The organism is Uliginosibacterium sp. H1 (assembly GCF_036017065.1).
Taxonomy (GTDB): domain Bacteria; phylum Pseudomonadota; class Gammaproteobacteria; order Burkholderiales; family Rhodocyclaceae; genus Uliginosibacterium.
The window spans coordinates 350320-370248 of the sequence record NZ_JAYXHR010000001.1 but is presented as its reverse complement, the minus strand read 5'-3'; the positions used below and the strand labels follow the sequence as shown (position 1 = coordinate 370248).

Below are 19929 nucleotides of genomic sequence, written 5' to 3'. Positions count from 1 at the left end.
GCACACCCTGTCCCGGCACCATTTCTACCAGTCATGGCAGACACCCCGCCCTCCCTGCTGGTCGTCGACGATGATCCTTTGATCGTCGAAACCCTGCGTTACCTCCTGGGAGACAGTTTCCGGATTCATGCAGCCGGGAGCCGCAGCGACGCCGCCAGCCTGGCCCGGACAATCGCTGGCGGGCCGGATGTGGCGCTGGTGGACCTCGGCTTGCCCCCGATCCCGCATCGCCCCGACGAGGGGTTGGCACTCATCGGCGAGCTGCTGGCGATCTCACCCGCCTGCAAGATCATCGTCCTGTCCGGCCAGAACGACGACAGCAATGCGCGCCACGCGCGCACGCTCGGGGCGCTGGATTTCATCGCCAAACCCGCGCAGCCGGAACCGCTGCGGGTGGCCTTGTTCCGTGCTGCACGCCTGCGCCAGCAGGAAGACGAAGGCAAGGAACTGCCCCCCGCCCTGCTCCGTATCCTCGGCGACAGCCCTGCAGCCCAGGGCAGCCGCGCACGTATCCTGCAACTCGCGCCGGCGCGCTTTCCCGTGTTGATCACCGGTGAGTCGGGCGTCGGCAAGGAGCTTGCCGCCCGCGCCCTGCACGAATGCAGCCCGCAGGCGGACGGCCCTTTCCTGGCGCTCAACTGCGCCGCCATCGCCCCCGGACTCATCGAGGCGACGTTGTTCGGTTATGCGCGGGGGGCTTATACCGGCGCGATCGGTGCCCAGCCGGGGTACTTCGAAGAAGCCGCTGGCGGCACGCTGTTGCTGGACGAGATCGGCGAGTTGCCGCTGGAGCTGCAGCCCAAACTGTTGCGCGTTCTGGAAACCGGAGACTTCCAGCGCGTCGGCGAAACGCAGACCCGCCAGCTGAAGGCGCGCATCGTCGCCGCGACGAACCGCGACCTGCGTCAGGAAGTCCGCAGTGGACGCTTCCGTTCCGACCTTTTCCATCGCCTCGGGGTGTTGGTGCTGGCCATGCCGCCTTTGCGAGAGCTGGGCCAGGATCGCCTGCTCTTGCTGGACGCGCTGCGGCGCGATCTGGCGCAACAGATGGGAGCGACTGCGTTCAGCCTCGACGACGAGGCCCGGAGCCGCTGGCTGTCCTACGACTTTCCCGGCAATGTGCGCGAGTTGCGCAACATCGTCATCCGCCTGCTGTCGCGATACCCGGGAGATCGGGTCAATGTCTCGCAACTGGAGGCCGAGCTGGAACTGGACGGCCCACCAGACCTTCCTCCACCCACCCGGGAGTCGCCGCTCCCTCCTTCGACGGAAACGAGCCTGCTCGAAACGCTGCGGCGGGAAGGCGGCATTGATCTCGATGCCGCCCTGCGACGTGTCGAGCGCGAGCACATCGCCGCCGCCCTGCACCTGGCGCGCGGCAACATGAGCCAGGCCGCCCGCATGCTGGGCATCAACCGGTCGACGCTCTACAACCGCATGGAAACCCTGGCACGGCACGGCGAAGGCATCGGCCTGGACAGCCCGGACGCCGGCTGGAACGGACAATGACGATCTACCTGGAGCATTTCGGGCTGCGCGAACCGCCGTTCCGCATCACGCCGCAACTCGAGTATTTCTTCTCCGGCGCACAGCGCGGCGCAATGCTGCACGCCTTGCAATTTGCAGTGACCCACGACGAGGGCATCGTCATGGTCAGCGGCGAGGTGGGCACGGGCAAGACCATGCTCGCGCGCATGCTGCTGGAGCGGCTGGATGCGGAAGCGCGCGTCATCTACCTGTCCAATCCGAGCCTGAGCCCGGAAGACCTGCTCGCCACGCTGGCGCTGGAACTGGGGGTGGGGAAAGTCGAGGCGCTCACTGCGCTGCGCAGCATCGAGGCACGCCTCGTCGAGTTGCATGCGGAAGGCCGCCGCGTCGTACTGATGGTCGACGAAGCGCATGCGATGCCAGCCGCCACGCTTGAGCAGGTGCGCCTGCTGTCCAACCTCGAATCACCGACCCGCAAGCTGCTGCAGATCGTGCTGTTCGGCCAACCCGAACTCGACACCTTGCTCGCCAGCCGTGAGATGCGCTCACTGCGCGAACGCATCACCCAACGCTTTGCCCTGCGTCCGCTGGGCCAGCGGGAAGCCAGCGAGTACCTGCGCTTCCGGCTGCACGCGGCAGGCTATCGCGGCCCGGACCCGTTCAGCCGCGGCGCGCTGCGGAGTATTTCAGGCGCGGCCGCCGGCCTCACGCGCCGTCTCAATATCCTGGCCGACAAAGCCCTGACCGCGGCCTACGCCGACGGCACCCATCACATCGGTCGCAAGCAGGCAAGGCTGGCAATCCGGGATGCGGGCTATCCGCCAACCGTTTTCGGCTCCGGGCGCCGGCATGGATGGACCATTGCCGCCCTCTGCGCTGCCGGGCTGGCCGCCGCGGGCATCTGGCTGGTCAACCGGCCGTCAGCACCCGAAGCAGCTGCTGCAGCGCCTGCACCTTCTGCCGCCCCCGTCGCCGCAAGTCTCCCCGCGACCGCCACCGCAGCGGATGCATCGGGGCCTACGGCGCTCAAGCCAGCATCCAGTGCGCCGGCCTCGCCTCCGCGCTCCCTCGATGAGCGTATCGCCACAGCCAGGCCACTCATCGCCGAACGACCGGTGGACCACTGGTTCATCCAGTTGCTCACCGCGAATCCTCAGGACACTGCGGCTGTGGACAGCTTCATCAGCCGTGCCGGTCAGGAAATCGATCCAGAGGCGTTGCTGGTCTACAGCTCTGCTGCATCCGGCCGCCCCCGCCTGGGCGTGATCTACGGCAACTACGCCGATCAGGCCAGCGCCGCTCGCGCACTGGCGGCGATGCCGGCATGGCTACGCGGCAGCGGCGCCTACGTGCGCAGCTACAAGGTATTCAGGTAGGGAAAAGCAGAAGTGCCGCCCGGATGCGGCCGGCGCTTATTGAGAAGCAGCGTGCGATACGGTGGAAGCCGGCACCACGACTGCCGGCTGGGCGGCCTCCGCCTCCGGCATGATGCGACGCGCACCGTTGAAGCGCTTCTGCCAATAGGCAGTGTCCATGCTTTCGATGCGCACCGCGCCTCCCTTCGACGGGGCATGCAGGAAGCGATTCTCGCCAAGGTAGATACCGACATGCGAGAAGGTGCGACGCATGGTGTTGAAGAACACCAGGTCACCCGGCTTCAGGTCAGACTTGCCGACCTTGTCGCCCAGCTTCGCCATCTCGGCAGCCGTGCGAGGCAAGCCCAGGCCCAGCGCATCGCCGAACACCCGGCGCACCAGGCCGCTGCAATCGAAGCCGCCGCTTTCCGGGCCGGTACCACCGAACCGGTAGCGCATGCCCAGGAAGTTCATGCCCCGATCCACCAGGCTCTCGATATTGCTGCGGGTTGCGTTCAACGCCTGCTGGGCGGACTCCAGCATGCCGCCCGGCTGCTCGCCTGCGGTCGGCACGGGCTCTGCCCGCGCGGCCGTAGCCAGCGCGAAACATAGGACGAGAAAATAGCTTTTAGCCAAACGCATGGGGCCGGACTATAGCGGCGCCCCGGCGAACCTGTAAACCCTTGATCCGACAGCAGGGATAAACGGTTAGCTCTGCACCGGCATCCGGCAGGGCCTCACACGACGGATCGCTGGCCCATCGACGACGGATCACGGTTGCAGGAACAGGCAGCGCCCATGAAATGAAACAGGCCGCATGGCGGCCTGTTTAAAGCGAATCACAACGACGGATCAAAACGATCAAGCAGGTCGATCAGTGATGGTGGCCATGCGGGCCATGGACGTGGCCATGGGTGACTTCCTCGGCGCTCGCGGCGCGCACTTCGGAAACGGTCACATCGAACACCAGCGCCTCACCGGCCAGCGGGTGGTTGCCGTCCACCACCACCTTGTCACCTTCGATGTCGGTCACGCGGAAGATCATGTCGTCCTCGCCATCTTCGCCCACGCGCTCGAAGGCCATGCCGATCTCGATGGTGTCGGGGAACAGCGCGCGCTCTTCCACCATGACGAGGGACTCGTCGTAGTCGCCGAAAGCGTCGTCCGGCTGCAGCTTGATCTGGAACTTGTCACCGGTCTTCTTGCCGTGCAGTGCTTCTTCCAGCAAGGGGAAGATCCCGTCGTAGCCACCATGCAGATAGACCAGCGGCTGCGCGCCATCGTCAACCATGTTTCCCTGCGTATCCCGCACGGTGTAATCAAGCGTGACGACGGTGTTCTTGACGATTTCCATTCCAGCTCCCAGAAATTTGCTTCACATACTCAAGCACCTGCGCGGGCAATTCCCGCGTGGGCGCTTCATTAAACACACGATGGACGATTCCATCGCGTCCGATGATGCAAGTCGCGCGCCGCATGGCACTCGACTTCGATCCATTCTTTGCGCCGTTTGCGTCCCACAGGCCGAACAGTCGGGACACCTCGCCATCCTCATCCGACAACAGTTGCAAGGCCACACCATGCTCGTCGCGAAACTCCGCATGGGTCGCACAACTGTCCAGACTCACTACCGCGACCCGCGCACCGCAACGGGTGAATCCTTCATCCAGATCGGAGAAGCCGATGGCAAGCCGCGTGCTCGAAGGCATGGCATCGCGCGGATAAAAATGCAGCACCGCCATCTGATGATTGAGTACCTCGTGGAGATCGAACAGTTCCATGTCGGCATCGAGCAGACAGAACAACGGTGCGCTCTCCCCCTCGCCAATCGGTGACACGCGGGACGGCATGGATTCTACCCCGGCCTGCGGGCCCGAGCCATTGGCGAGAACTGAAACCGTGTTGCCCATCTTGCCTCCCCACTGTTTAGCGTGCTGCCCTCTGTCGGGATAGACGAGGTGTGCAGCGAGCACAAGGCGAGTCGCGCGAATGATGAGAATTCAGCCTCGTTACTGATCGGCGTCGGCCAGTGGACGCAAGCCGTGCCGCGCACGCGCGCGGTTGCATGCCTCGTTGCGGATGCCATGCACTCCATGCGCATGAAAATCTCGACAGGGGTCGGGACGGTATTCGTAGATGCCACAACGCACTTCGGCCCCCACCTTGCCGATCAGTGCCACGCAACGTGGCCGTGCATGGTCGGTGCCGCGCATGCGGCACATGCTGGCACTCTCTTCGTCAGCCAGCTCCGTGGGCACGTACCCTCCCGGCTCCGTGTCGAGCTGGCTGCGGTGGAAGCTCACCCGCACCGACGCACAGCAAGCCCCGCAACTGGTGCAGGGGTTGAGTGCATCAAACGGTGCCGGTTCAGACATCCAGTTCCACCTGCAGACGGTAGAGCTCCTGGCCCGAATCCCGGTACTTGCGCTCGAAGGGCGTCAGCGGCGCGCCCGCCTCGAAACGCTCCACTGCCGGATGAATGCCTCTCAACACTGCAATGGCGACCGCCAGTTCCTCGACGTACACCTTCCAGTTGCTGCGGCACTCCAGCACCCCGCCGAGCTGCAGCAGGAAAGGAAAAACCGGGTGCGCGTGCCAGCGCCGCTGCACCTGGCCAATCTTCGGCCAGGGATTCGGGTACAACAGGTAGTGCCGGTGCAGGTGGACGCCTTCGTGGGCCATCAGGCGCCAGAAGTCGACCAGATCTGTCCGCAGCAGCAGCAGGTTGCCGGGCAAGGGGCCTTCCTTGCCGCGACCGAGCCGATGCCCGGACTGGTCGACGCCGACGACGAAGGCTTCAGGCATCGCCTTTGCCAGTTGCAGGCTGCTGGCTCCGACACCACAGCCCGCATCCAGCACCAACGGCTGCGACGGGTGCCAGTGGGCCTTCAGGCGTTCGAAGGCCTGGCGGGCATGCGCGGCGATCGGCCGCTGGAAAGCGTGGTCGCGATGCCGCTGCACGATCTCGGCCAGACGTTCGTGCGGCGTCTCCTGGGCGGACTGGATGGAACGGGAATTCGCGTACATCGCAAGCGCTCAGGCGAGCACGACGGCCTGCTGCAGGACGTTCGACACGGCAGCGGGATCACGCAGCGGGCGGATGGCGTCGTAGAGCAGCCCGGCCTGCGCGTAGTGTCGGCGCAGCAGGTTGAGCCATTGCTTGAGGCGCCCCGGCGCATGCCGCGGCTCCACCTTGTCCAGCACGCGCGCCCAGAAGCGCTCGATCAAGGGATGCAGCCGCGACCAGTCCTCGTCATGGCTGCGCACGACGGCGCCTGCCTGCGCCGCGCGGATGCGTTCCACCAGGAAAGGATCCGCCACCGCGCCACGCCCCAGCATGACGTCGCAACGGCCGCTCTCGCTGCGGCAACGACGGTAGTCGTCCAGCGTCCACACCTCGCCATTGGCGATCACCGGCACGCTCACCGCCTCGGCGATGCGTGCGATCCACGGCCAATGCGCCGGCGGACGATATCCGTCCTCCTTGGTACGGGCGTGCACGACCAGCTCTCCGGCGCCGCCATCGGCAAGCGCGCAGGCTGCCTCCAGCGCACGCGAGGTGTCGCGCATGCCCAGACGCATCTTGGCGGTGACCGGCATGGATGGCGGCACCGCCGCACGCACGGCCAGCAGGATGCGATGCAACAGCTCCGGCTCGTCCAGCAGTACGGCGCCACCGCGATGACGATTGACCGTCGGCGCCGGGCAGCCGAAATTCAGGTCGATCCCTGCCGGCGCAAGCTGGGCCAGCGTCAGCGCACTCTCTGCCAGACGGCCGGGGTCCGAGCCGAGCAACTGCACCTTGACCGGCGTGCCCGCTGCGGTACGGCTGCGGGTATGCAGTTCCGGCGCGATACGCGTGAAGAATTTTGCCGGCAGCGCCGAGCCGGCCACGCGGGCGAACTCGGTGACGCAGGCATCGTAGGGCGCCGCCTCGGTGAGCGTGGCACGCATCACCTCGTCGACCAGACCCTCCATGGGCGCAAGAAACAGGCGGGACACGAAACGGGTTGCAGGCAAAACAGGAAGGGCGCGATTCTACCCCCAGCCCCATGCTATCTTGCCGCCCTCGCCGGCACGGCCGGCCATCCTCGGGAAGTCTGCAAGTGATAGTGATGGATCTCTGCTGTGCGCGGGAACACCGTTTCGAGGGCTGGTTCGCCTCGGCCGAACAGTTCGAGCAGCAATGCGCATCAGGTCAGGTCGCCTGCCCCAGTTGCAGCAACCAGGAGATCCGTCGCCTACCCTCCGCCCCGTCGTTGGTTCAGCGCGGCAGCCCGCAACGCGCCAGCGCCTCCGACAGCCAGCCGGATGCGTCGCACGGGCTGCTCACCCAATTGATCGAAACGCTGAAGAAGCAGGCCGAGCACGCCGAGGACGTCGGCGCCCGCTTTCCGGAAGAAGCACGGCGCATTCACCACGGCGATGCGGAAGACCGCAGCATCCGCGGCACGGCATCCGCGCAGGACATGCGCGAACTGCTGGAAGAAGGGGTCAGCGTGCTGCCAGTTCCAGGCCCGAAGAAAGGCCTGCACTGAAATCCCGGCTTTCCGGCTCGCAGGGCTCGACGCGGTCCGGCACATAGCTGAGCGGAAAGAACTCCCCCAGCACGGCCTCGAAGGTCGTCTCCGCCTGCCCGGATGCAGCCCGCCACAGTTCGATGAGTGTCTTCATGTGCACGCATGCTAGGGCGGCTGCGTGACAGCGGGCTGACAGCCCGGTTTCGGGAAAATGTCAGTCAGCCGGCTCGCGCACGACGAGCGGCACGCGCATCTCCTGCGGTGTCAGGCCGCCATGCACGCCGATCATCCGGTACGCATTCTCGCCAGGCAATACGTCGCGCACGGTCCAGTCATCACGCGCGATCAGTATCCAGTCGCCCGCCGGATCCTCCACCGTCACGGGGACGCCGGGCCCGAACAATCCAGCCGCCCGTGCCTCGCGGGTCCTGACCGCCAGCACCGCATGGCCCAGTTCGGCCATCACGGCTGCACCAAACGTTTCGACATACTGCGGCTTCACATGGCAATAGGCCGCGCGGCGCTCACCACTGAGCGGCGCGCGCAGCATGGCGTAGAGCTGGCGATGTGCGGCCAGGTCGATACAACGTGATTCCGGGCAGTCGATGAACCCATGGTCGGCAGTCGCAACGACGAGCGCCTGCGGCAAGCGCTCGCACAACTCGACGAAGCACTGATCCACGCGCGCCAGCACCTCGCGCACCGCTGCCGAATCGATGCCGTGGTCATGCGCTGTCGCATCCAGCAAAGGCGTGTACGCATACACGAAGCCAGCGCCGTCCGCGCCATTCACGGCACGCATCACAGCAGCCGTAAGCTCCGTGAGCTCCGGGTAGGTCCACACGCTTGCAGCGGCGCCGTGCCGGCGGGCATAAGGCCCTTCCGCCAGTTCCGGCAGGGTGACGAAAGCGGGCTTGCGCCGCGCGCGGGCCAGCATCGGTTCGACGCGCAGCAGCCGGTCCACGATGCCCGTATCGGTAACCGGGCCCCCTGTGCGATGGCGCATCGGTAGTGGCGCGACGATCTGCCCGCTTCGCTCGTCGCGCACGAACCAGCCCAGCAGACCATGCACCGCTGCCGGCTCCGCCGTCATAAGGGTGGTGATGGCGGTCGCCGTCGTGGACGGGAAGACGGAGGTGATGGCCTGCTGGCGATGGCGCCACAGGTTGGGCGCGACATCGCGGTTGCGATGAAGCATGAGGTCACCCATGCCATCGACCAGGAAGAACACCAGCGTCGGGAACCGCTCCCACGCCGCCGACGCCCTGCGTCCATCCGCCAGCAGCAGATCGGCATATTCGGGAGGGACCGAGGCACCACAGACGCGCGCCAGCGAGACGGCCAGGTTGAACAGGCCCCTGCCTGCGTAGTCCGGGAGCACGTAGTCGGCACCCACACCGGACAAGGGCGCCAGCGCGGCCTGCAAGCGCTGCGATTGCGAGACATCCATACGACGGCACGGAAAACAAAAAGGGGAAGGCCGTAGCCTTCCCCTTTTTTCTTTTATCTGGAGCGGGAGACGAGTCTCGAACTCGCGACCTCAACCTTGGCAAGGTTGCGCTCTACCAACTGAGCTACTCCCGCATGCACTACACAACAACCTGCTGGAGGCGCGGGCCGGAGTCGAACCGACCTACACGGATTTGCAATCCGGTGCATAACCGCTTTGCTACCGCGCCCCGCCTACCTGCGCCATCTTTCGACAGCCGGTTTGCAACTAAAAGGGGAAAGCGTTGCTTTCCCCTGAATTTTTTCTGGAGCGGGAGACGAGTCTCGAACTCGCGACCTCAACCTTGGCAAGGTTGCGCTCTACCAACTGAGCTACTCCCGCAACAGGAGTCGTGCATTGTAATGCGCGTTCGCGAGAAGTCAAGGACGAAATTACATCGGACGTCTTCGCCCCGTCGGTGCGAATCAAGCCACGAGCTCGTAGCCGTCGGCCTGCTCCTCGTCGTCTTCGACGACCACTGCGACCGGCACGTCGTCGACTTCGTCGCGATGACGACGGCTGCGCTGCATCTCGCTGCGACAGGCTTCTATCTGCGCGAGCAGGCCGGGCAAGGCGGGAATGGCTTCACCTCCGCGCAGTGCGCGTTGGGCCTGTACAAAATCACTGCTGGACTGCAAACGACGGCGACGTTCGAACATGCTGCAGCTCCTGTCTGGTGGAGGATGCGCCGCACGAGGAAGAAACGGAGACCTGTGCGATGCCTTTGTGCCAAGTATCTGCAGTCCAGACAATCTCAGTATTTCAATCAAGTTCGCATCGGGGATGCCTTGTGACGGTCGTCACGCCGCAGCGCACAACAGGGGATTTCCGCCCACCGGTCAGAGCGGCCGGGTGAGACGTATTTCCGCTTCCGCCATGCGCCGGGGAAGAAACAGGCGCGAGTCCAGGCTCTCGGCGTAGGACACGATCTCGAAACCTGAATAGCCGCCCTGCCGGGCCAGCGCGCGGGCACGGCGCTGCATGACGAGACGCGCCTCGCCGTCACCGCCCATGCTGATGCGCTGCATCTGCATGTCGAACTGGACGCGGTCTTCCGCCAGGTGGACTTCTCGGATCTCCCAGGCCGGTGCCAGCGGATCGACGACCTGGTAGGCAAGGTAGAGCACGCCCGCGATCATGACTGCATCAGCCAGCGCGATCGCGTAGTCGGGCGTGAGCTGGATGGACGCATCCGGAATGATGGAGCCGCTGCGCGGATAGGTGCCGCTGATCGCGTTGCAGGCGGCCAGCAGGCATGCCAGGACGGCGATTGAAAGTCTGCGCATGGCTGGCCCCTTCCCTCAGTCGAGGAAGTTGAACAGGTTGAGCTGAGAGACCCGCGAGAAGGACTGGCGGGAGGCTTCGAGGAAGGTGTTGTTCAGCGTCAGGTTGGTGACCGCCTCGGTGTAGTTGAGGCCGACCAGCCGGTTCATCCGTTCGGCATACTGGAGATTCAGGTCCTCCGCGGAGTTGCTCAGCGCATCCAGTTCGACCTGGCGCGAACCCACCTGCGCGCGCAGCTTCAGTACGTTCTCCAGCCCGTTGTCGAGCCGGCCCAGCGCCTCCACCACGGCGTTCTGGTAGTCGCTGCCGGTGGTGTTCTCCAGGGCCAGCGTGAATTGCTGGAGGATCGTGAACATGTCGGTGTTGCCACCGGGCTCGATGGTGAAGGTGTCGCCCGCTGCCGGCGTGCCGGCGATGGTCACCTGGATCTGGGACGCAGCCGGGGCCGGCGGCAGGTCGATGGCGGTGCCGGAGGTGTAGGCACCCGTGGCCATCGGCGCGCCCGTCATGCCGGGGTCCACTGCGCGGTCGAAAACCGCGTAGGTGCCGGGGGCGGTGAAGCGGATGCCGTACTGGCCGTTGGCGTAAGCGCCGGTCACCACGCCATCGGACATGATGGCGCCGCCCGAGTTGGTCGCGCCCGGTGCGGTGTTGAAGCGGCCGTTCAGGTTGGGAATGTTCATGAACACTTCCTGCCCGCTCTGGCTCACCGGCATCTGGCGCGTGCTGGACACCTGCAGCACGCGTTGCCCCTGGTCCCCGAAGTAGCTCACGCCACCGCCGATGTTGCCCACGAAGGGCACCGTGTCTCCCTTGAAACCGGCGAACAGGTATTCGCCATTCACGTCGGTGGTGTTGGCAATCCCGAGCAGGTTCTCGAACTGCGCGCGCAGGTCGGTGGCGATCGCCTTGCGGTCATCGGGGTTCAGCGCGGCGTTGCCGGCCTGGATGGCGCGCTCGCGCACATACGTGACGAGCTCGCCGATGGAAGCCAGCTTGCTCTCCAGGATGGACAGGGAGTCGTTGGCCGTACCCTGGTTGCCCTGCTGCTGGGCCACCTGGCTGACGGCCTGCGCCACCTCCAGCGAACGGGCAGCGGCCACCGGGTCGTCGCTGGGCTGCAGCACACGCTTGCCCAGGGCAAGCTGTTGTTGCAGTTGCAGGAGGTTGGCCTCCTGGCGATTCATCGTGGCGACGTTGGTGTTGAAGATCTGACTGGTGGATATACGCATGACTTGCTCCTGCTACCGGCTCTTCATCAACCGCGCGCGATGCCGAGGATTTCGTTGAACAGCGTGTTGGCGGTGTTCATCACGCGCGCGGACGCCTGGTAGGCCTGCTGGAAGCGCACGAGGTTGGCCGCCTCCTCGTCGAGGTTCACGCCCGACACCGATTGCTGCGCACTCTTGGCCTGGTCGAGCAGCGCCTCTTGGGCCTCCGCGCCGACCTTCACCTCGCGCGCCTTGCTGCCGACGTCACCGACGAGCTGCGAGTACGCAAACTCGTAGCTGGCGCCGCCGCCGATCAGGGTCTTGGCGGACTGCAGTTGCCCCAGCGCCACCGCATTGCGGTTGTCCGACACCCCGCTGTCGTTCGACGTGATGGTAAACACGTCGCCGTTGCCGGGCGCGCCCGCAATCCGGAAGGAGATGTTCGGCGAGGCCAGCGTGAAGGTCTTGCCGGACGACTCGGAAGACGGGTTGTAGGCCAGCGTGCCGGCCGCGGCGCCACCGAGGACGAACTGGTTGGTGGCGGAATCGAAGGTCAGCGTGATGTTGCCGATGTGCGGCACGGTCGCCGCAATACCGGTGTTGCTGACCACCGTCCCCTGCGTGATGCTGCCGGAGCCGCTGTTGGTATTGGCGGTCAGCGTGCGGATCGGTGCGCCGGCGGCGACCAGTCGGGTGTCCTTGATGGCCACCTCGATGGCGCCGGCCGCGGCACGGGTCGGCTGGATCAGGAAGCGGTCGCCCGCGTTGATGGTCCCGGCGGCCAGCGAGACGGAGATGCCTTCCACGTTGGTCGGCAGGGTCGCGCCGCTGTAGACGATGGCGCCGTTGGACTGGTGGCGCAGCTGGTAGTTGGTACCGTCGTAGCTCAGCAGATAATCCTGCGTGGTCAGCGCCGACACCGAGGTGATGCTGGCGGTGACGGTCGCGGTGGGCGGCACGCCAGTGCCGGGAGCCGGCAAATTTTGCACGGTCGGCGTCAGCGGCACGAAATAATTGCCGCCCATGTTGCCGTCCAGGTCCTGCCCCAGGCGGTGCTGCGCGTTGAAGGTTTCGGTCAGGCCGACGGCGATACGCCCCATGGCGTTCTGGGCCTTGTCCAGCGACTCGCTGCGGAACTTCAGCAATCCGCCAAGGTTGCCGCCGGTGACCAGCGACTCCGGCAGGGCCACGGCCGTGCCGTTGGGCATGCTCAAGCCCACGGCCAGGCGCGAGATGTCGTCGGGGGACGGGCTGGCGGTCAGCGTGAAGGTGTCCGTATTCACCACCAGCGGCTGGCCGGTGCCAATGAACACGTTGACCGAGCCATCCGCCTCCGTCGTCGTACTCACGCGGACCTGGCGATTCAGCTCTGCAATCAGGTTGTTACGCTTGTCCAGCAGGTCGTTGGCCGGCACGCCGGGGCCGGCTACCTGGGCGGTCACGATCTGCTGGTTGAGCTGGGCGATCTGCCCCGCCAGCGCGTTGATGTCGGTCACCGTCTGGGTGATCTGCGACTCCACGCCGTGGCGGATGTCCTCCATGCGTGTGTACAGCGACTGGAAGCGGCTCACCAGCGCTTCGGACGCCGACAGCATGGACTGGCGCGACGGCACGCTGGCCGCGTTCGCCGCCACTTCCTGGATACCCTTGAAGAACTCCTGCAGGCTGGGCGACAAGCCTACCGTCTCGTCCGCCAGAAGATTGTCTATCTGGTTGATTTCATAGGAGTACGTTTCCAGTTCCGCACGCGAGGTATCGGCCGCCAGCACCTGGTTTTCGAGGAACTGGTCGTACATGCGGCGGACGGTTTCGATGCGCGTGCCCTGGCCGAAGAAGCCGGCACCGCTGAACATCGGCGTGTTGGTGCCCTGGATGGCCTGTTGCCGGGTGTAGCCGGTAACGCCCGCATTCGTGATGTTGTGGCCGGCCGTGGTCAAGCCCGCCTGGGCGGCATTCAGACCTGTCAGACCGATACTCAGCATACTCATGGCACAACTCCGGAAGGGGACTTCGGAGGGGTAAGTGCAAAATCCTTGCCAGCTTGCCGATGCCGCTTGCAGATCGCCTTCCCGGCAGCGGACCGGCCGCCTGCCGGTTGTGGTTCAATTCATCCCGCAATGCCTATCTACGATTCACTCAAGCAGTCCCTCGCCGACCTCCAGTCCCAGTCCCTGCTCCGCCAGCGCCGCATCGTCGACAGCCCCTGCGGACCGGAGATCGAGATTGGCGGTCGCCGCCTGCTGGCCTTCGCCAGCAACGACTACCTCGGCCTGGCCGGCAAACCCGCCCTGGCGACCGCCGCGCAGAAGGCCGCGAAGCGCTGGGGCGCCGGCGCCGGCGCCTCACACCTGGTAAGCGGGCACTACAGCGCCCACGACGCCCTGGAAAAGCGGCTGGCGGAATTCGTCGGCCTGCCGGCGGCCATCAGCTTCTCCACCGGTTACATGGCAAACATTGCCGTGATGCCGGCACTGCTGTCGCGCAACGATGCGATCTTTGCCGACCGCGTGAACCACGCCTCGCTGGTGGACGGTGCCCTGCTGGCCCGCGCCGAGCTGCACCGCTACCCGCATGGCGACCTGAAGGCGCTGGAGGGCGCGCTGATCGCCTCCGGCTCGCGCCGCAAGCTCATCGTCAGCGACACCGTGTTTTCCATGGACGGCGATGTCGCCCCCTTGGCCGGCCTGCTGGAACTGGCCGAGCGCTTCGATGCCTGGCTGCTGCTGGACGACGCCCACGGCTTCGGCGTGCTGGGCCCGCAGGGGCGCGGCGCGCTGGCCGAGGCCGGCCTGCAGAGCGAGCGCATCATCTACATGGGCACGCTGGGCAAGGCTGCGGGGGTGGCAGGCGCCTTCGTGGCGGGCTCGCAGGATCTCGTCGACTGGCTGGTGAACACCGCCCGCGCCTACATCTTCACCACCGCGGCACCGCCGATGCTGGCGGAGACGCTGCTGGCAGCGGTGGACCTGATCGAGCAAGCCGACACGCAACGTGCCTACCTGCAGAAACTGATCGCCGCCTTCCGCCACGGCATGCAGGGCACGCGCTGGACACTGCCGGACTCGCGTACCGCCATCCAGCCAGTGATCGTCGGTGACAACGCCGAGGTGCTGGCACTGGCCCGCGCGCTGGACGACGCCGGCTTCTGGGTGCCTGCCATCCGCCCGCCCACCGTGCCGGCAGGCAGCGCACGGCTGCGCGTATCGCTGACCGCGGCACACACCCTCAAACAGGTGCAGGCGCTGACCGCCGCCCTGCAGACCCTGTCGGCGGCCGCATGAGTAGCGCCACACCGAACACCACACCCAGGCCGCTGGTCCTGTTTCACGGCTGGGGCAGCCGTCCCGGCGTCTTCGATGCGCTGGTTTCCGCCCTCGACCGCCCCGACGCCTTGCGCCCCTTGCTGCGCGCGCCGGCCGGCACGCTCGCCGACTGGGCCGACGACATTGCGCCGCAGGTTCCGGAAGGCGCGGTCGTGCTGGGCTGGTCGCTGGGTGCGATGCTCGCGCTGACGCTTGCCGCCCGCCATCCGCAGCGGGCATCCCGCCTCGCGCTCATCGCCGCGACACCGGCCTTCGTTGCGCGTCCCGACTGGCCGCACGCGCTGGATGCCGCCACCGTGCAGGGTTTCCGCGACAGCCTCCTGCGCGATGCGGCGCGCACGCAGCGACGCTTCATCGCCTTGCAGACCATGGGTGACGACAACCGCCACGGCGTGAGTGCCACGCTGGAGGCACATGCGGCAGACGTCGGCGCGGAACAGGCCTCGCTCGCCAACGGCCTGCGCTTGCTCGCGACGGCCGACCTGCGCCGCGAACTGCCATCGCCCGCCCTGCCCGCGCTGCTCATCCACGGTCAGGGCGACGCGCTGATGCCGGCGGCCGCCAGCGACTGGCTGGCGGCGCGCTGGCATGCCAGCCGCGTGCTGCGGCTGGACGGCTGCGGTCACGCGCCGCATCTGTCCCGTCCGCAACAAGTCGCCGATGCGATCCGGGAGTTCATCGATGCTTGATGCCGACAAGCGAGCGATCGGCGCCGCGTTCGGCGCTGCCGCCTCCCACTACGACAAGGCCGCGGCGCTGCAACGGCTGATCGCCGAGCGCCTGCTCGGCATGACGCCACCCGGACTTACCGGCAGCCTGCTGGACGCGGGTTGCGGCACGGGCTACGGCCTGAGCGCCCTGCATTCGGCCCACCCCGATGCAGAAGTGTTCGGCATGGACCTCGCCACCGGCATGCTGCAGCAGGTGCGTCCGCACCCCACGCTGGGTGGCGACATCGAACGCCTGCCGATCGCGGACCAGAGCCTGGCGCTGTACTGGTCCAGCCTGGCCTGGCAATGGACGCAACCCGAACGCGCGATCAGCGAGGCCGCGCGCGCGCTGGCCACGGGCGGCTTCCTGCGTGTCGCGACGCTGGGGCCGGACACGCTGCGTGAGCTGAACGAAGCCTTCGCCAGCGCCGACGATCATCGGCACACCCGCCAGTTTCCGGACGAGGACAGCTACCCCGAATGGCTGTCCGCCGCCGGCTTCGACGCCATCCACATCGAGCGCAGGCGCTTCGTCGCACATGCCGCCACGCTGCGCGACATCATCGAGAACCTGCGCACCCTGGGCGCACACGTCATCGGTGACGGCCGCCGACAAGGCCTGATGAGCCGCGCCGCATGGCGACGGGTGGACGATGCCTACGAGGCACAGCGCGAAGCCGCCGGCCTGCCCTACACCTATGACGCCATCTTCCTGTGCGCGACCCGCGCATGAAGACCACGCCTTTCAGCATGAACGCTCCTGCCCGCGCCTTCTTCATCACCGGCACCGATACCGAGATCGGCAAGACCTTCACCACCTGTGCGCTGCTGCAGCGCTGGCAGCAGGACGGCCTGCGCTGCGTCGGCTACAAGCCGGTCGCGGCCGGCGCCACCCTGGTCGACGGCCAATGGGTGAATGAAGACGCCGCCCAGTTGCTGGCGGCCAGCAGTCCCGGCTTCAGCCTTGCCGACATCAACCCGCTGTGCCTGCAGGCGCCGATGGCCCCCCACCTGGCCGCCCGCAGAGAAGGTCACCGGATCGACACAGACGCGCTGCTTGCCGGCTTCGAGTCGCTGCGCCGTCGCGCAGACGTAGTGCTGGTCGAGGGGGTGGGCGGTTTCATCGTGCCCCTGGACGACGAGACCGACACCGCGGAATTTGCCCGACGCCTGGGCCTCCCGGTGATCCTCGTCGTAGGCCTGCGCCTGGGCTGCATCAACCACGCCTTGCTGACGGTGGAAGCAATCGCCCACCGCGGGCTGAAGCTGGCGGGCTGGATCGCCAACACGGTCGATCCTCACATGACAGGTCTGACCGACAACATCGCCACGCTGGAAGCGCGCATCGCCGCGCCACGGCTTGGCACGCTGCCCCGGCTCGATATGACAAATGCCACACGCGCCGCCCTTTTGCTCACTGAGCCCGTCATGACTGCGGTGCTAAACTCGCCGCAATCCTCCTAGACTGACGGAAATACCAAAATGAAGCGTGCTCGATTCGGGCGTCGCAGTGGTCTGCCGCGCGAAGCGGAAGAACTCCTGCGTCTGGCCGGTGGCCTGGCGGAATCCCATAGCCGTGCCGAGGACGCCTTCTGGGAACAGAAGCTCGCCGATGCCGTCGATGAGCTGCTGCAAGCCGGTCAGGAAGACAGCCTGAACGCCGCGCTGGACCACCTGTACGCCTCCAGCACCCAGGGCTACGAAGAGCTGGCCGACATGCTGGAGTCGCGCGCCGAATGCGGCGCCGAGCGTCGTACCGACAGCAATGTGCTGCTGCTCGCCGCGCCGCTGCTCGCCTGGTCGCGCTTCTCCATTCCCTCCAGCACCCTGCCGGCCACCGTGCTCGCCAACCTGCGCGTGCACCTCAGCGCCCATGTGCTGGCCGACGGCGTGAAGCTGGCAGTGGCCGACGCGCTGTTCAGCCCCGACCAGTTGCCCCAGGGCTACTGCGAGACCGCGCGTTTTGCGGCCGAACTGGGCGCATGCGCGCTACGCAACCAGGACCTGCAGGTCGACCAGGAAACCCTGCCGGAAACCTCGCGCTTCCTGTCCGACGTGCGCTACGTGCTGTTCGCCATCGCCGCCAGACCCGGCGCCCCGCTGTTCAGCTGGCAGGAGGGTGACGGCACCCGCGACGTCGCCGCCGCGCAATGGCGCACCCAGGGCGGTGCCTGCCTGACGCCGCTGCTCGCCGGTTGCGCCACGGAAACGGTGTTGCCCGACGCCTTCTTCGCCGGCTGCCGCGAAGCCGACAGCGCGTCCCGTCCCTACTCCGTGCGCGCCTCCGTCGCCTTCCTCAGCACCACCCTCGACCTGCCGCCCAACAAGCTGCGCGCGGTCGTCGCCCCTTTCCACGACCGCCAGCTGGAGGAATACCGCATCGGCTTCACCACCACGGACAGCAACAACGTCCTGCATGGCGTGGTGTGGCCGCTGCTGGGAGCGGAAGACGACAGCGCCGACGTGCCGGCACAGATCGACGCTGCGCTGCGGGAATGCGGCATCAGCGAGATCCTGCAGCTCGACCAGCGCTTCCCGCTGGAGTATTGCGACGACTGCGGCGCGCCGATGTATCCGTCGCCCGACGGCGAGGTGGCCCACGCCGAGCTGCCCGAGGACAAGGCCGAGCAGGTGCCGAAGCACCTGCATTGAGGGGTGCTGCGCAGGGGCGGAGGCAGCCTGCCGCCGCTTCGGCGCCCTCCGCCCTCGTATCCGCTGCTACGGCGGCCGATCATTCTGGTGGGTTGCGTGCGCGAACCCACCTTACACACGCAGCGACGACTATCCGGTAGTCAGGCCCGCGTTGGCGTCTTCCGGAATGCAACGCACGAGCAAGCAGCTCAGACTTACTGAGAACGCGGTGATCGCGTGCGCAGGCATGGCGGCGATGCTCTGCAAGTAAACACCTGCTGCGGCTCCGAGTATTCCGCCTGCCAGGTAGATCCAGTCCGGGATAGTGAGCCTGGCCGGCTCACGGCCGGCCACCATTTTCATCAGGAAATACATCGGCCAGGTCAGGATCGAAGAGCCCAGGAGTGAAATCAGCAGCGCGTAGAAGTATGCCGGGCTCGACAGAAAGGCCACGCCCAGCGCGACAGCGGCATAGGCGTAGTAGTTGATGACTTGCTTCCTCATCGTGGTTGCCATCGTTTTTCCTCGGTATCCAATGGAGTGGAGTGCGGCAAGCGCTCGTATCAAACCCCGAGCGTAAACGCCTCGTGCACCGCGCTCTGCACACCCCCACCCACTTGCGGCCCGCCGCCTGCCACGTAGATGGCGTCACCGATCACCCCCGCGCCCAGGCCATGCCGTGGCGTCGTCATCGGTGCGTATTGCTCCCAGGCGTCCTTCGCCGGGTCGTAGGCTTCGTTCTGGCCGAACACGCGGTTGGTGCCCTCGCCACCCATGACGAACATCAGCCCGCGATAGAGCACGGCGCCGTGTCCTGAGCGGGCGGTGGGCAACGGGTTGCGCATCTCCCATTTGTCCGTTGCCGGGCTGTAGGCGTGATGCAGGTTGGAGTTGGTGTGGAAGCTGTCCACCCGGCCGCCGACGACGTGGATCAGCTTGCCGATGACGACGCCACCGACGTGGTCGCGCGCGGTGGGCAGCGGTGCGCGGGTGCGCCACTTGTCTTCCTTCGGGTCATAGCCCAGGTGCCAGTTGATCGAGCGCTTGTCGTCGAAGCTGTCACCCACGGCGCCACCGATGCCGTACAGCAAGCCGTCCATGGCGACGCAGGCGACCGAGCCGCAGGCCTGGGGCAACGGCGCGATGGCGCGCCAGCGGTCGGAGGCGGGGTCGAAGACGAAGCATTCGCTGTGCGGCTTGCGGTTCTGTTCGACGAAGCCGCCGATGGCGTACAGGAGGCCGTCGAGTACCACCACACCGACGTGGTTGGCACCACGCGGCAGCGGCGCGGCGGTCAGCCAGGTGTCGCGCGCGGCGTCGTAGACGTGGTGGTAGGGACGGTCCACCCGCTGCTCGCCATAACCGCCGACGAGATGCATGCGACCTGCGTGGGCAGTGGCCCAGGCCATCTCGCTGCGTGGCAGTGGCAGCGGCGCGCGCGGCGTCCAGCGCCCGGGGTGGGCGGCCTTCGGCGCATTGCTGACGAAGTCGTTCTGCGTGGCCGCGATGGCGGGTTTGTCGATGCGCCCGGGTGTCTGCAGGCGTTCGTACATGCCGCCGTGGTGGGCGCCGTGCGGGCTGCCCTGCTGGGCCAGGACGCGGGCGGCGGGCAGTGCCAGCGCACCGCCCAGGATGAGACGTCGTTGTCGGTTCATGCAGCCTCCTCGTTGGGGTGGATGAGGTGAAGCAGTGAAACGTGAATCGAACGAAACTGGCGCGAGGCGAACCGTACCGCGACGGCGTGACGCCTTCAAGCACCGGCGCCGCGACATGCGGAAGAGGCGATACCCATCCCTGCGCACCCCCTACGCAATCTGGCGTATTCCTCGCCTCCCCCCCCCTCCGTACATTGAGCCCCGCACGGTAACGACAGGTTGGCAGTACCTGGACCGGCGTCAGACAAACTCAATTCCTCAGG

The 19929-nt window shown here is 66.5% G+C and carries 22 protein-coding genes and 3 tRNA genes; 8 read left to right on the top strand and 17 right to left on the bottom strand.

The window, feature by feature from the left end:
- Positions 1 to 33 precede the first annotated feature (33 nt).
- Together VVD47_RS01700 and VVD47_RS01695 are read left to right on the top strand one after the other, a co-directional pair.
- Complete coding sequence (locus VVD47_RS01700; protein ID WP_327601669.1) at positions 34 to 1509, top strand: sigma-54-dependent transcriptional regulator; 1476 nt, start codon at positions 34 to 36, stop codon at positions 1507 to 1509.
- Positions 1506 to 2864 (top strand): ExeA family protein, encoded by a 1359-nt coding sequence (locus tag VVD47_RS01695; protein ID WP_327601668.1) that lies wholly within the window; start codon positions 1506 to 1508, stop codon positions 2862 to 2864. The genes VVD47_RS01700 and VVD47_RS01695 overlap by 4 nt, the downstream gene beginning before the upstream one ends.
- Positions 2865 to 2900: 36 nt before the next feature.
- Here VVD47_RS01695 and VVD47_RS01690 read toward each other — a convergent pair whose 3' ends face one another.
- The 6 genes from VVD47_RS01690 to VVD47_RS01665 form a co-directional block, all read right to left on the bottom strand.
- Positions 2901 to 3485 (bottom strand): C40 family peptidase, encoded by a 585-nt coding sequence (locus VVD47_RS01690; protein WP_443080916.1) that lies wholly within the window; start codon positions 3483 to 3485, stop codon positions 2901 to 2903.
- Between the two features lie 232 nt (positions 3486 to 3717).
- Positions 3718 to 4197, bottom strand: coding sequence for an FKBP-type peptidyl-prolyl cis-trans isomerase (locus VVD47_RS01685; RefSeq protein WP_327601667.1), 480 nt, complete (start codon positions 4195 to 4197; stop codon positions 3718 to 3720).
- Positions 4163 to 4753: a peroxiredoxin gene (locus VVD47_RS01680; RefSeq protein WP_327601666.1), complete on the bottom strand. Its 591-nt coding sequence runs from the start codon at positions 4751 to 4753 to the stop codon at positions 4163 to 4165. The genes VVD47_RS01685 and VVD47_RS01680 overlap by 35 nt, the downstream gene beginning before the upstream one ends.
- A 99-nt stretch (positions 4754 to 4852) precedes the next feature.
- Complete coding sequence (locus VVD47_RS01675) at positions 4853 to 5218, bottom strand: YkgJ family cysteine cluster protein (protein ID WP_327601665.1); 366 nt, start codon at positions 5216 to 5218, stop codon at positions 4853 to 4855.
- Complete coding sequence (gene trmB / locus VVD47_RS01670; protein ID WP_327601664.1) at positions 5211 to 5870, bottom strand: tRNA (guanine(46)-N(7))-methyltransferase TrmB; 660 nt, start codon at positions 5868 to 5870, stop codon at positions 5211 to 5213. The genes VVD47_RS01675 and trmB overlap by 8 nt, the downstream gene beginning before the upstream one ends.
- 9 nt (positions 5871 to 5879) lie before the next feature.
- The gene (locus VVD47_RS01665; protein WP_327601663.1) at positions 5880 to 6845 is read right to left on the bottom strand and encodes a tRNA dihydrouridine synthase; all 966 of its coding nucleotides are present in this window, start codon (positions 6843 to 6845) and stop codon (positions 5880 to 5882) included.
- A 113-nt stretch (positions 6846 to 6958) separates the two neighbouring features.
- On the opposite strand from VVD47_RS01665, the gene VVD47_RS01660 reads away from it, so the two are divergent.
- Entirely contained in the window at positions 6959 to 7381 is a 423-nt protein-coding gene (locus tag VVD47_RS01660; RefSeq protein ID WP_327601662.1) for a DUF1178 family protein, read from the top strand.
- Here the strand turns inward: VVD47_RS01660 and VVD47_RS01655 are convergent.
- The 9 genes from VVD47_RS01655 to flgK all read right to left on the bottom strand — a co-directional run bounded on the left by VVD47_RS01655 (position 7338) and on the right by flgK (position 13335).
- Positions 7338 to 7517, bottom strand: coding sequence for a hypothetical protein (locus VVD47_RS01655; RefSeq protein WP_327601661.1), 180 nt, complete (start codon positions 7515 to 7517; stop codon positions 7338 to 7340). The genes VVD47_RS01660 and VVD47_RS01655 overlap by 44 nt on opposite strands.
- 60 nt (positions 7518 to 7577) lie before the next feature.
- Positions 7578 to 8813 carry an alkaline phosphatase family protein gene (locus VVD47_RS01650; protein ID WP_327601660.1) on the bottom strand — a complete coding sequence of 412 codons (1236 nt, stop codon included), beginning with the start codon at positions 8811 to 8813 and terminating at the stop codon, positions 7578 to 7580.
- Between the two features lie 58 nt (positions 8814 to 8871).
- Positions 8872 to 8947: transfer RNA gene (locus VVD47_RS01645), tRNA-Gly, on the bottom strand.
- A gap of 21 nt (positions 8948 to 8968) precedes the next feature.
- Positions 8969 to 9042, bottom strand: a tRNA-Cys gene (locus VVD47_RS01640).
- A gap of 76 nt (positions 9043 to 9118) precedes the next feature.
- Positions 9119 to 9194 (bottom strand) — tRNA-Gly (locus VVD47_RS01635).
- An 83-nt stretch (positions 9195 to 9277) separates the two neighbouring features.
- The gene (locus VVD47_RS01630) at positions 9278 to 9511 is read right to left on the bottom strand and encodes a hypothetical protein (protein ID WP_327601659.1); all 234 of its coding nucleotides are present in this window, start codon (positions 9509 to 9511) and stop codon (positions 9278 to 9280) included.
- Positions 9512 to 9691: 180 nt separating this feature from the next.
- On the bottom strand, positions 9692 to 10138 hold the full coding sequence (locus tag VVD47_RS01625) for a hypothetical protein (RefSeq protein ID WP_327601658.1): 447 nt from the start codon (positions 10136 to 10138) through the stop codon (positions 9692 to 9694).
- A 15-nt stretch (positions 10139 to 10153) separates the two neighbouring features.
- Positions 10154 to 11368 carry a flagellar hook-associated protein FlgL gene (flgL, locus tag VVD47_RS01620; protein ID WP_327601657.1) on the bottom strand — a complete coding sequence of 405 codons (1215 nt, stop codon included), beginning with the start codon at positions 11366 to 11368 and terminating at the stop codon, positions 10154 to 10156.
- 26 nt (positions 11369 to 11394) lie between these two features.
- Positions 11395 to 13335 (bottom strand): flagellar hook-associated protein FlgK, encoded by a 1941-nt coding sequence (gene flgK, locus VVD47_RS01615; protein ID WP_327601656.1) that lies wholly within the window; start codon positions 13333 to 13335, stop codon positions 11395 to 11397.
- A 129-nt stretch (positions 13336 to 13464) separates the two neighbouring features.
- Between flgK and bioF the strand changes: the two genes are divergently transcribed.
- Genes bioF through VVD47_RS01590 form a run of 5 tightly spaced genes read left to right on the top strand, consistent with a single transcriptional unit; the run spans position 13465 to position 18032 of the window.
- Positions 13465 to 14628: an 8-amino-7-oxononanoate synthase gene (gene bioF / locus VVD47_RS01610; protein ID WP_327601655.1), complete on the top strand. Its 1164-nt coding sequence runs from the start codon at positions 13465 to 13467 to the stop codon at positions 14626 to 14628.
- On the top strand, positions 14625 to 15359 hold the full coding sequence (locus VVD47_RS01605; protein ID WP_327601654.1) for an alpha/beta fold hydrolase: 735 nt from the start codon (positions 14625 to 14627) through the stop codon (positions 15357 to 15359). The genes bioF and VVD47_RS01605 overlap by 4 nt, the downstream gene beginning before the upstream one ends.
- Positions 15352 to 16113 (top strand): methyltransferase domain-containing protein, encoded by a 762-nt coding sequence (locus VVD47_RS01600; protein ID WP_327601653.1) that lies wholly within the window; start codon positions 15352 to 15354, stop codon positions 16111 to 16113. The genes VVD47_RS01605 and VVD47_RS01600 overlap by 8 nt, the downstream gene beginning before the upstream one ends.
- Positions 16110 to 16844, top strand: coding sequence for a dethiobiotin synthase (gene bioD / locus VVD47_RS01595; protein ID WP_327601652.1), 735 nt, complete (start codon positions 16110 to 16112; stop codon positions 16842 to 16844). The genes VVD47_RS01600 and bioD overlap by 4 nt, the downstream gene beginning before the upstream one ends.
- Positions 16845 to 16862: 18 nt before the next feature.
- Positions 16863 to 18032 carry a DUF2863 family protein gene (locus tag VVD47_RS01590; RefSeq protein ID WP_327601651.1) on the top strand — a complete coding sequence of 390 codons (1170 nt, stop codon included), beginning with the start codon at positions 16863 to 16865 and terminating at the stop codon, positions 18030 to 18032.
- A 129-nt stretch (positions 18033 to 18161) separates the two neighbouring features.
- Here the strand turns inward: VVD47_RS01590 and VVD47_RS01585 are convergent, their stop codons facing one another.
- Both VVD47_RS01585 and VVD47_RS01580 read right to left on the bottom strand, forming a co-directional pair.
- Complete coding sequence (locus tag VVD47_RS01585; RefSeq protein WP_327601650.1) at positions 18162 to 18527, bottom strand: hypothetical protein; 366 nt, start codon at positions 18525 to 18527, stop codon at positions 18162 to 18164.
- 47 nt (positions 18528 to 18574) lie between these two features.
- Positions 18575 to 19666: a Kelch repeat-containing protein gene (locus VVD47_RS01580; RefSeq protein ID WP_327601649.1), complete on the bottom strand. Its 1092-nt coding sequence runs from the start codon at positions 19664 to 19666 to the stop codon at positions 18575 to 18577.
- Positions 19667 to 19929: the final 263 nt, after the last annotated feature.

Excerpts from the sequence above, each read along its gene's own strand:
- VVD47_RS01695 (WP_327601668.1), top strand. The coding sequence starts at position 1,506 with ATGACGATCTACCTGGAGCATTTCGGGCTGCGCGAACCGCCGTTCCGC.
- VVD47_RS01580 (WP_327601649.1), bottom strand. The coding sequence starts at position 19,666 with ATGAACCGACAACGACGTCTCATCCTGGGCGGTGCGCTGGCACTGCCC.
- VVD47_RS01600 (WP_327601653.1), top strand. The coding sequence starts at position 15,352 with ATGCTTGATGCCGACAAGCGAGCGATCGGCGCCGCGTTCGGCGCTGCC.
- VVD47_RS01590 (WP_327601651.1), top strand. The coding sequence starts at position 16,863 with ATGAAGCGTGCTCGATTCGGGCGTCGCAGTGGTCTGCCGCGCGAAGCG.
- VVD47_RS01660 (WP_327601662.1), top strand. The coding sequence starts at position 6,959 with ATGGATCTCTGCTGTGCGCGGGAACACCGTTTCGAGGGCTGGTTCGCC.
- flgK (WP_327601656.1), bottom strand. The coding sequence starts at position 13,335 with ATGAGTATGCTGAGTATCGGTCTGACAGGTCTGAATGCCGCCCAGGCG.
- VVD47_RS01630 (WP_327601659.1), bottom strand. The coding sequence starts at position 9,511 with ATGTTCGAACGTCGCCGTCGTTTGCAGTCCAGCAGTGATTTTGTACAG.
- VVD47_RS01650 (WP_327601660.1), bottom strand. The coding sequence starts at position 8,813 with ATGGATGTCTCGCAATCGCAGCGCTTGCAGGCCGCGCTGGCGCCCTTG.
- VVD47_RS01585 (WP_327601650.1), bottom strand. The coding sequence starts at position 18,527 with ATGGCAACCACGATGAGGAAGCAAGTCATCAACTACTACGCCTATGCC.
- VVD47_RS01625 (WP_327601658.1), bottom strand. The coding sequence starts at position 10,138 with ATGCGCAGACTTTCAATCGCCGTCCTGGCATGCCTGCTGGCCGCCTGC.
- VVD47_RS01685 (WP_327601667.1), bottom strand. The coding sequence starts at position 4,197 with ATGGAAATCGTCAAGAACACCGTCGTCACGCTTGATTACACCGTGCGG.
- VVD47_RS01680 (WP_327601666.1), bottom strand. The coding sequence starts at position 4,753 with ATGGGCAACACGGTTTCAGTTCTCGCCAATGGCTCGGGCCCGCAGGCC.
- bioF (WP_327601655.1), top strand. The coding sequence starts at position 13,465 with ATGCCTATCTACGATTCACTCAAGCAGTCCCTCGCCGACCTCCAGTCC.
- VVD47_RS01605 (WP_327601654.1), top strand. The coding sequence starts at position 14,625 with ATGAGTAGCGCCACACCGAACACCACACCCAGGCCGCTGGTCCTGTTT.
- VVD47_RS01700 (WP_327601669.1), top strand. The coding sequence starts at position 34 with ATGGCAGACACCCCGCCCTCCCTGCTGGTCGTCGACGATGATCCTTTG.
- bioD (WP_327601652.1), top strand. The coding sequence starts at position 16,110 with ATGAAGACCACGCCTTTCAGCATGAACGCTCCTGCCCGCGCCTTCTTC.
- VVD47_RS01655 (WP_327601661.1), bottom strand. The coding sequence starts at position 7,517 with ATGAAGACACTCATCGAACTGTGGCGGGCTGCATCCGGGCAGGCGGAG.
- trmB (WP_327601664.1), bottom strand. The coding sequence starts at position 5,870 with ATGTACGCGAATTCCCGTTCCATCCAGTCCGCCCAGGAGACGCCGCAC.
- VVD47_RS01675 (WP_327601665.1), bottom strand. The coding sequence starts at position 5,218 with ATGTCTGAACCGGCACCGTTTGATGCACTCAACCCCTGCACCAGTTGC.
- flgL (WP_327601657.1), bottom strand. The coding sequence starts at position 11,368 with ATGCGTATATCCACCAGTCAGATCTTCAACACCAACGTCGCCACGATG.
- VVD47_RS01690 (WP_443080916.1), bottom strand. The coding sequence starts at position 3,485 with ATGCGTTTGGCTAAAAGCTATTTTCTCGTCCTATGTTTCGCGCTGGCT.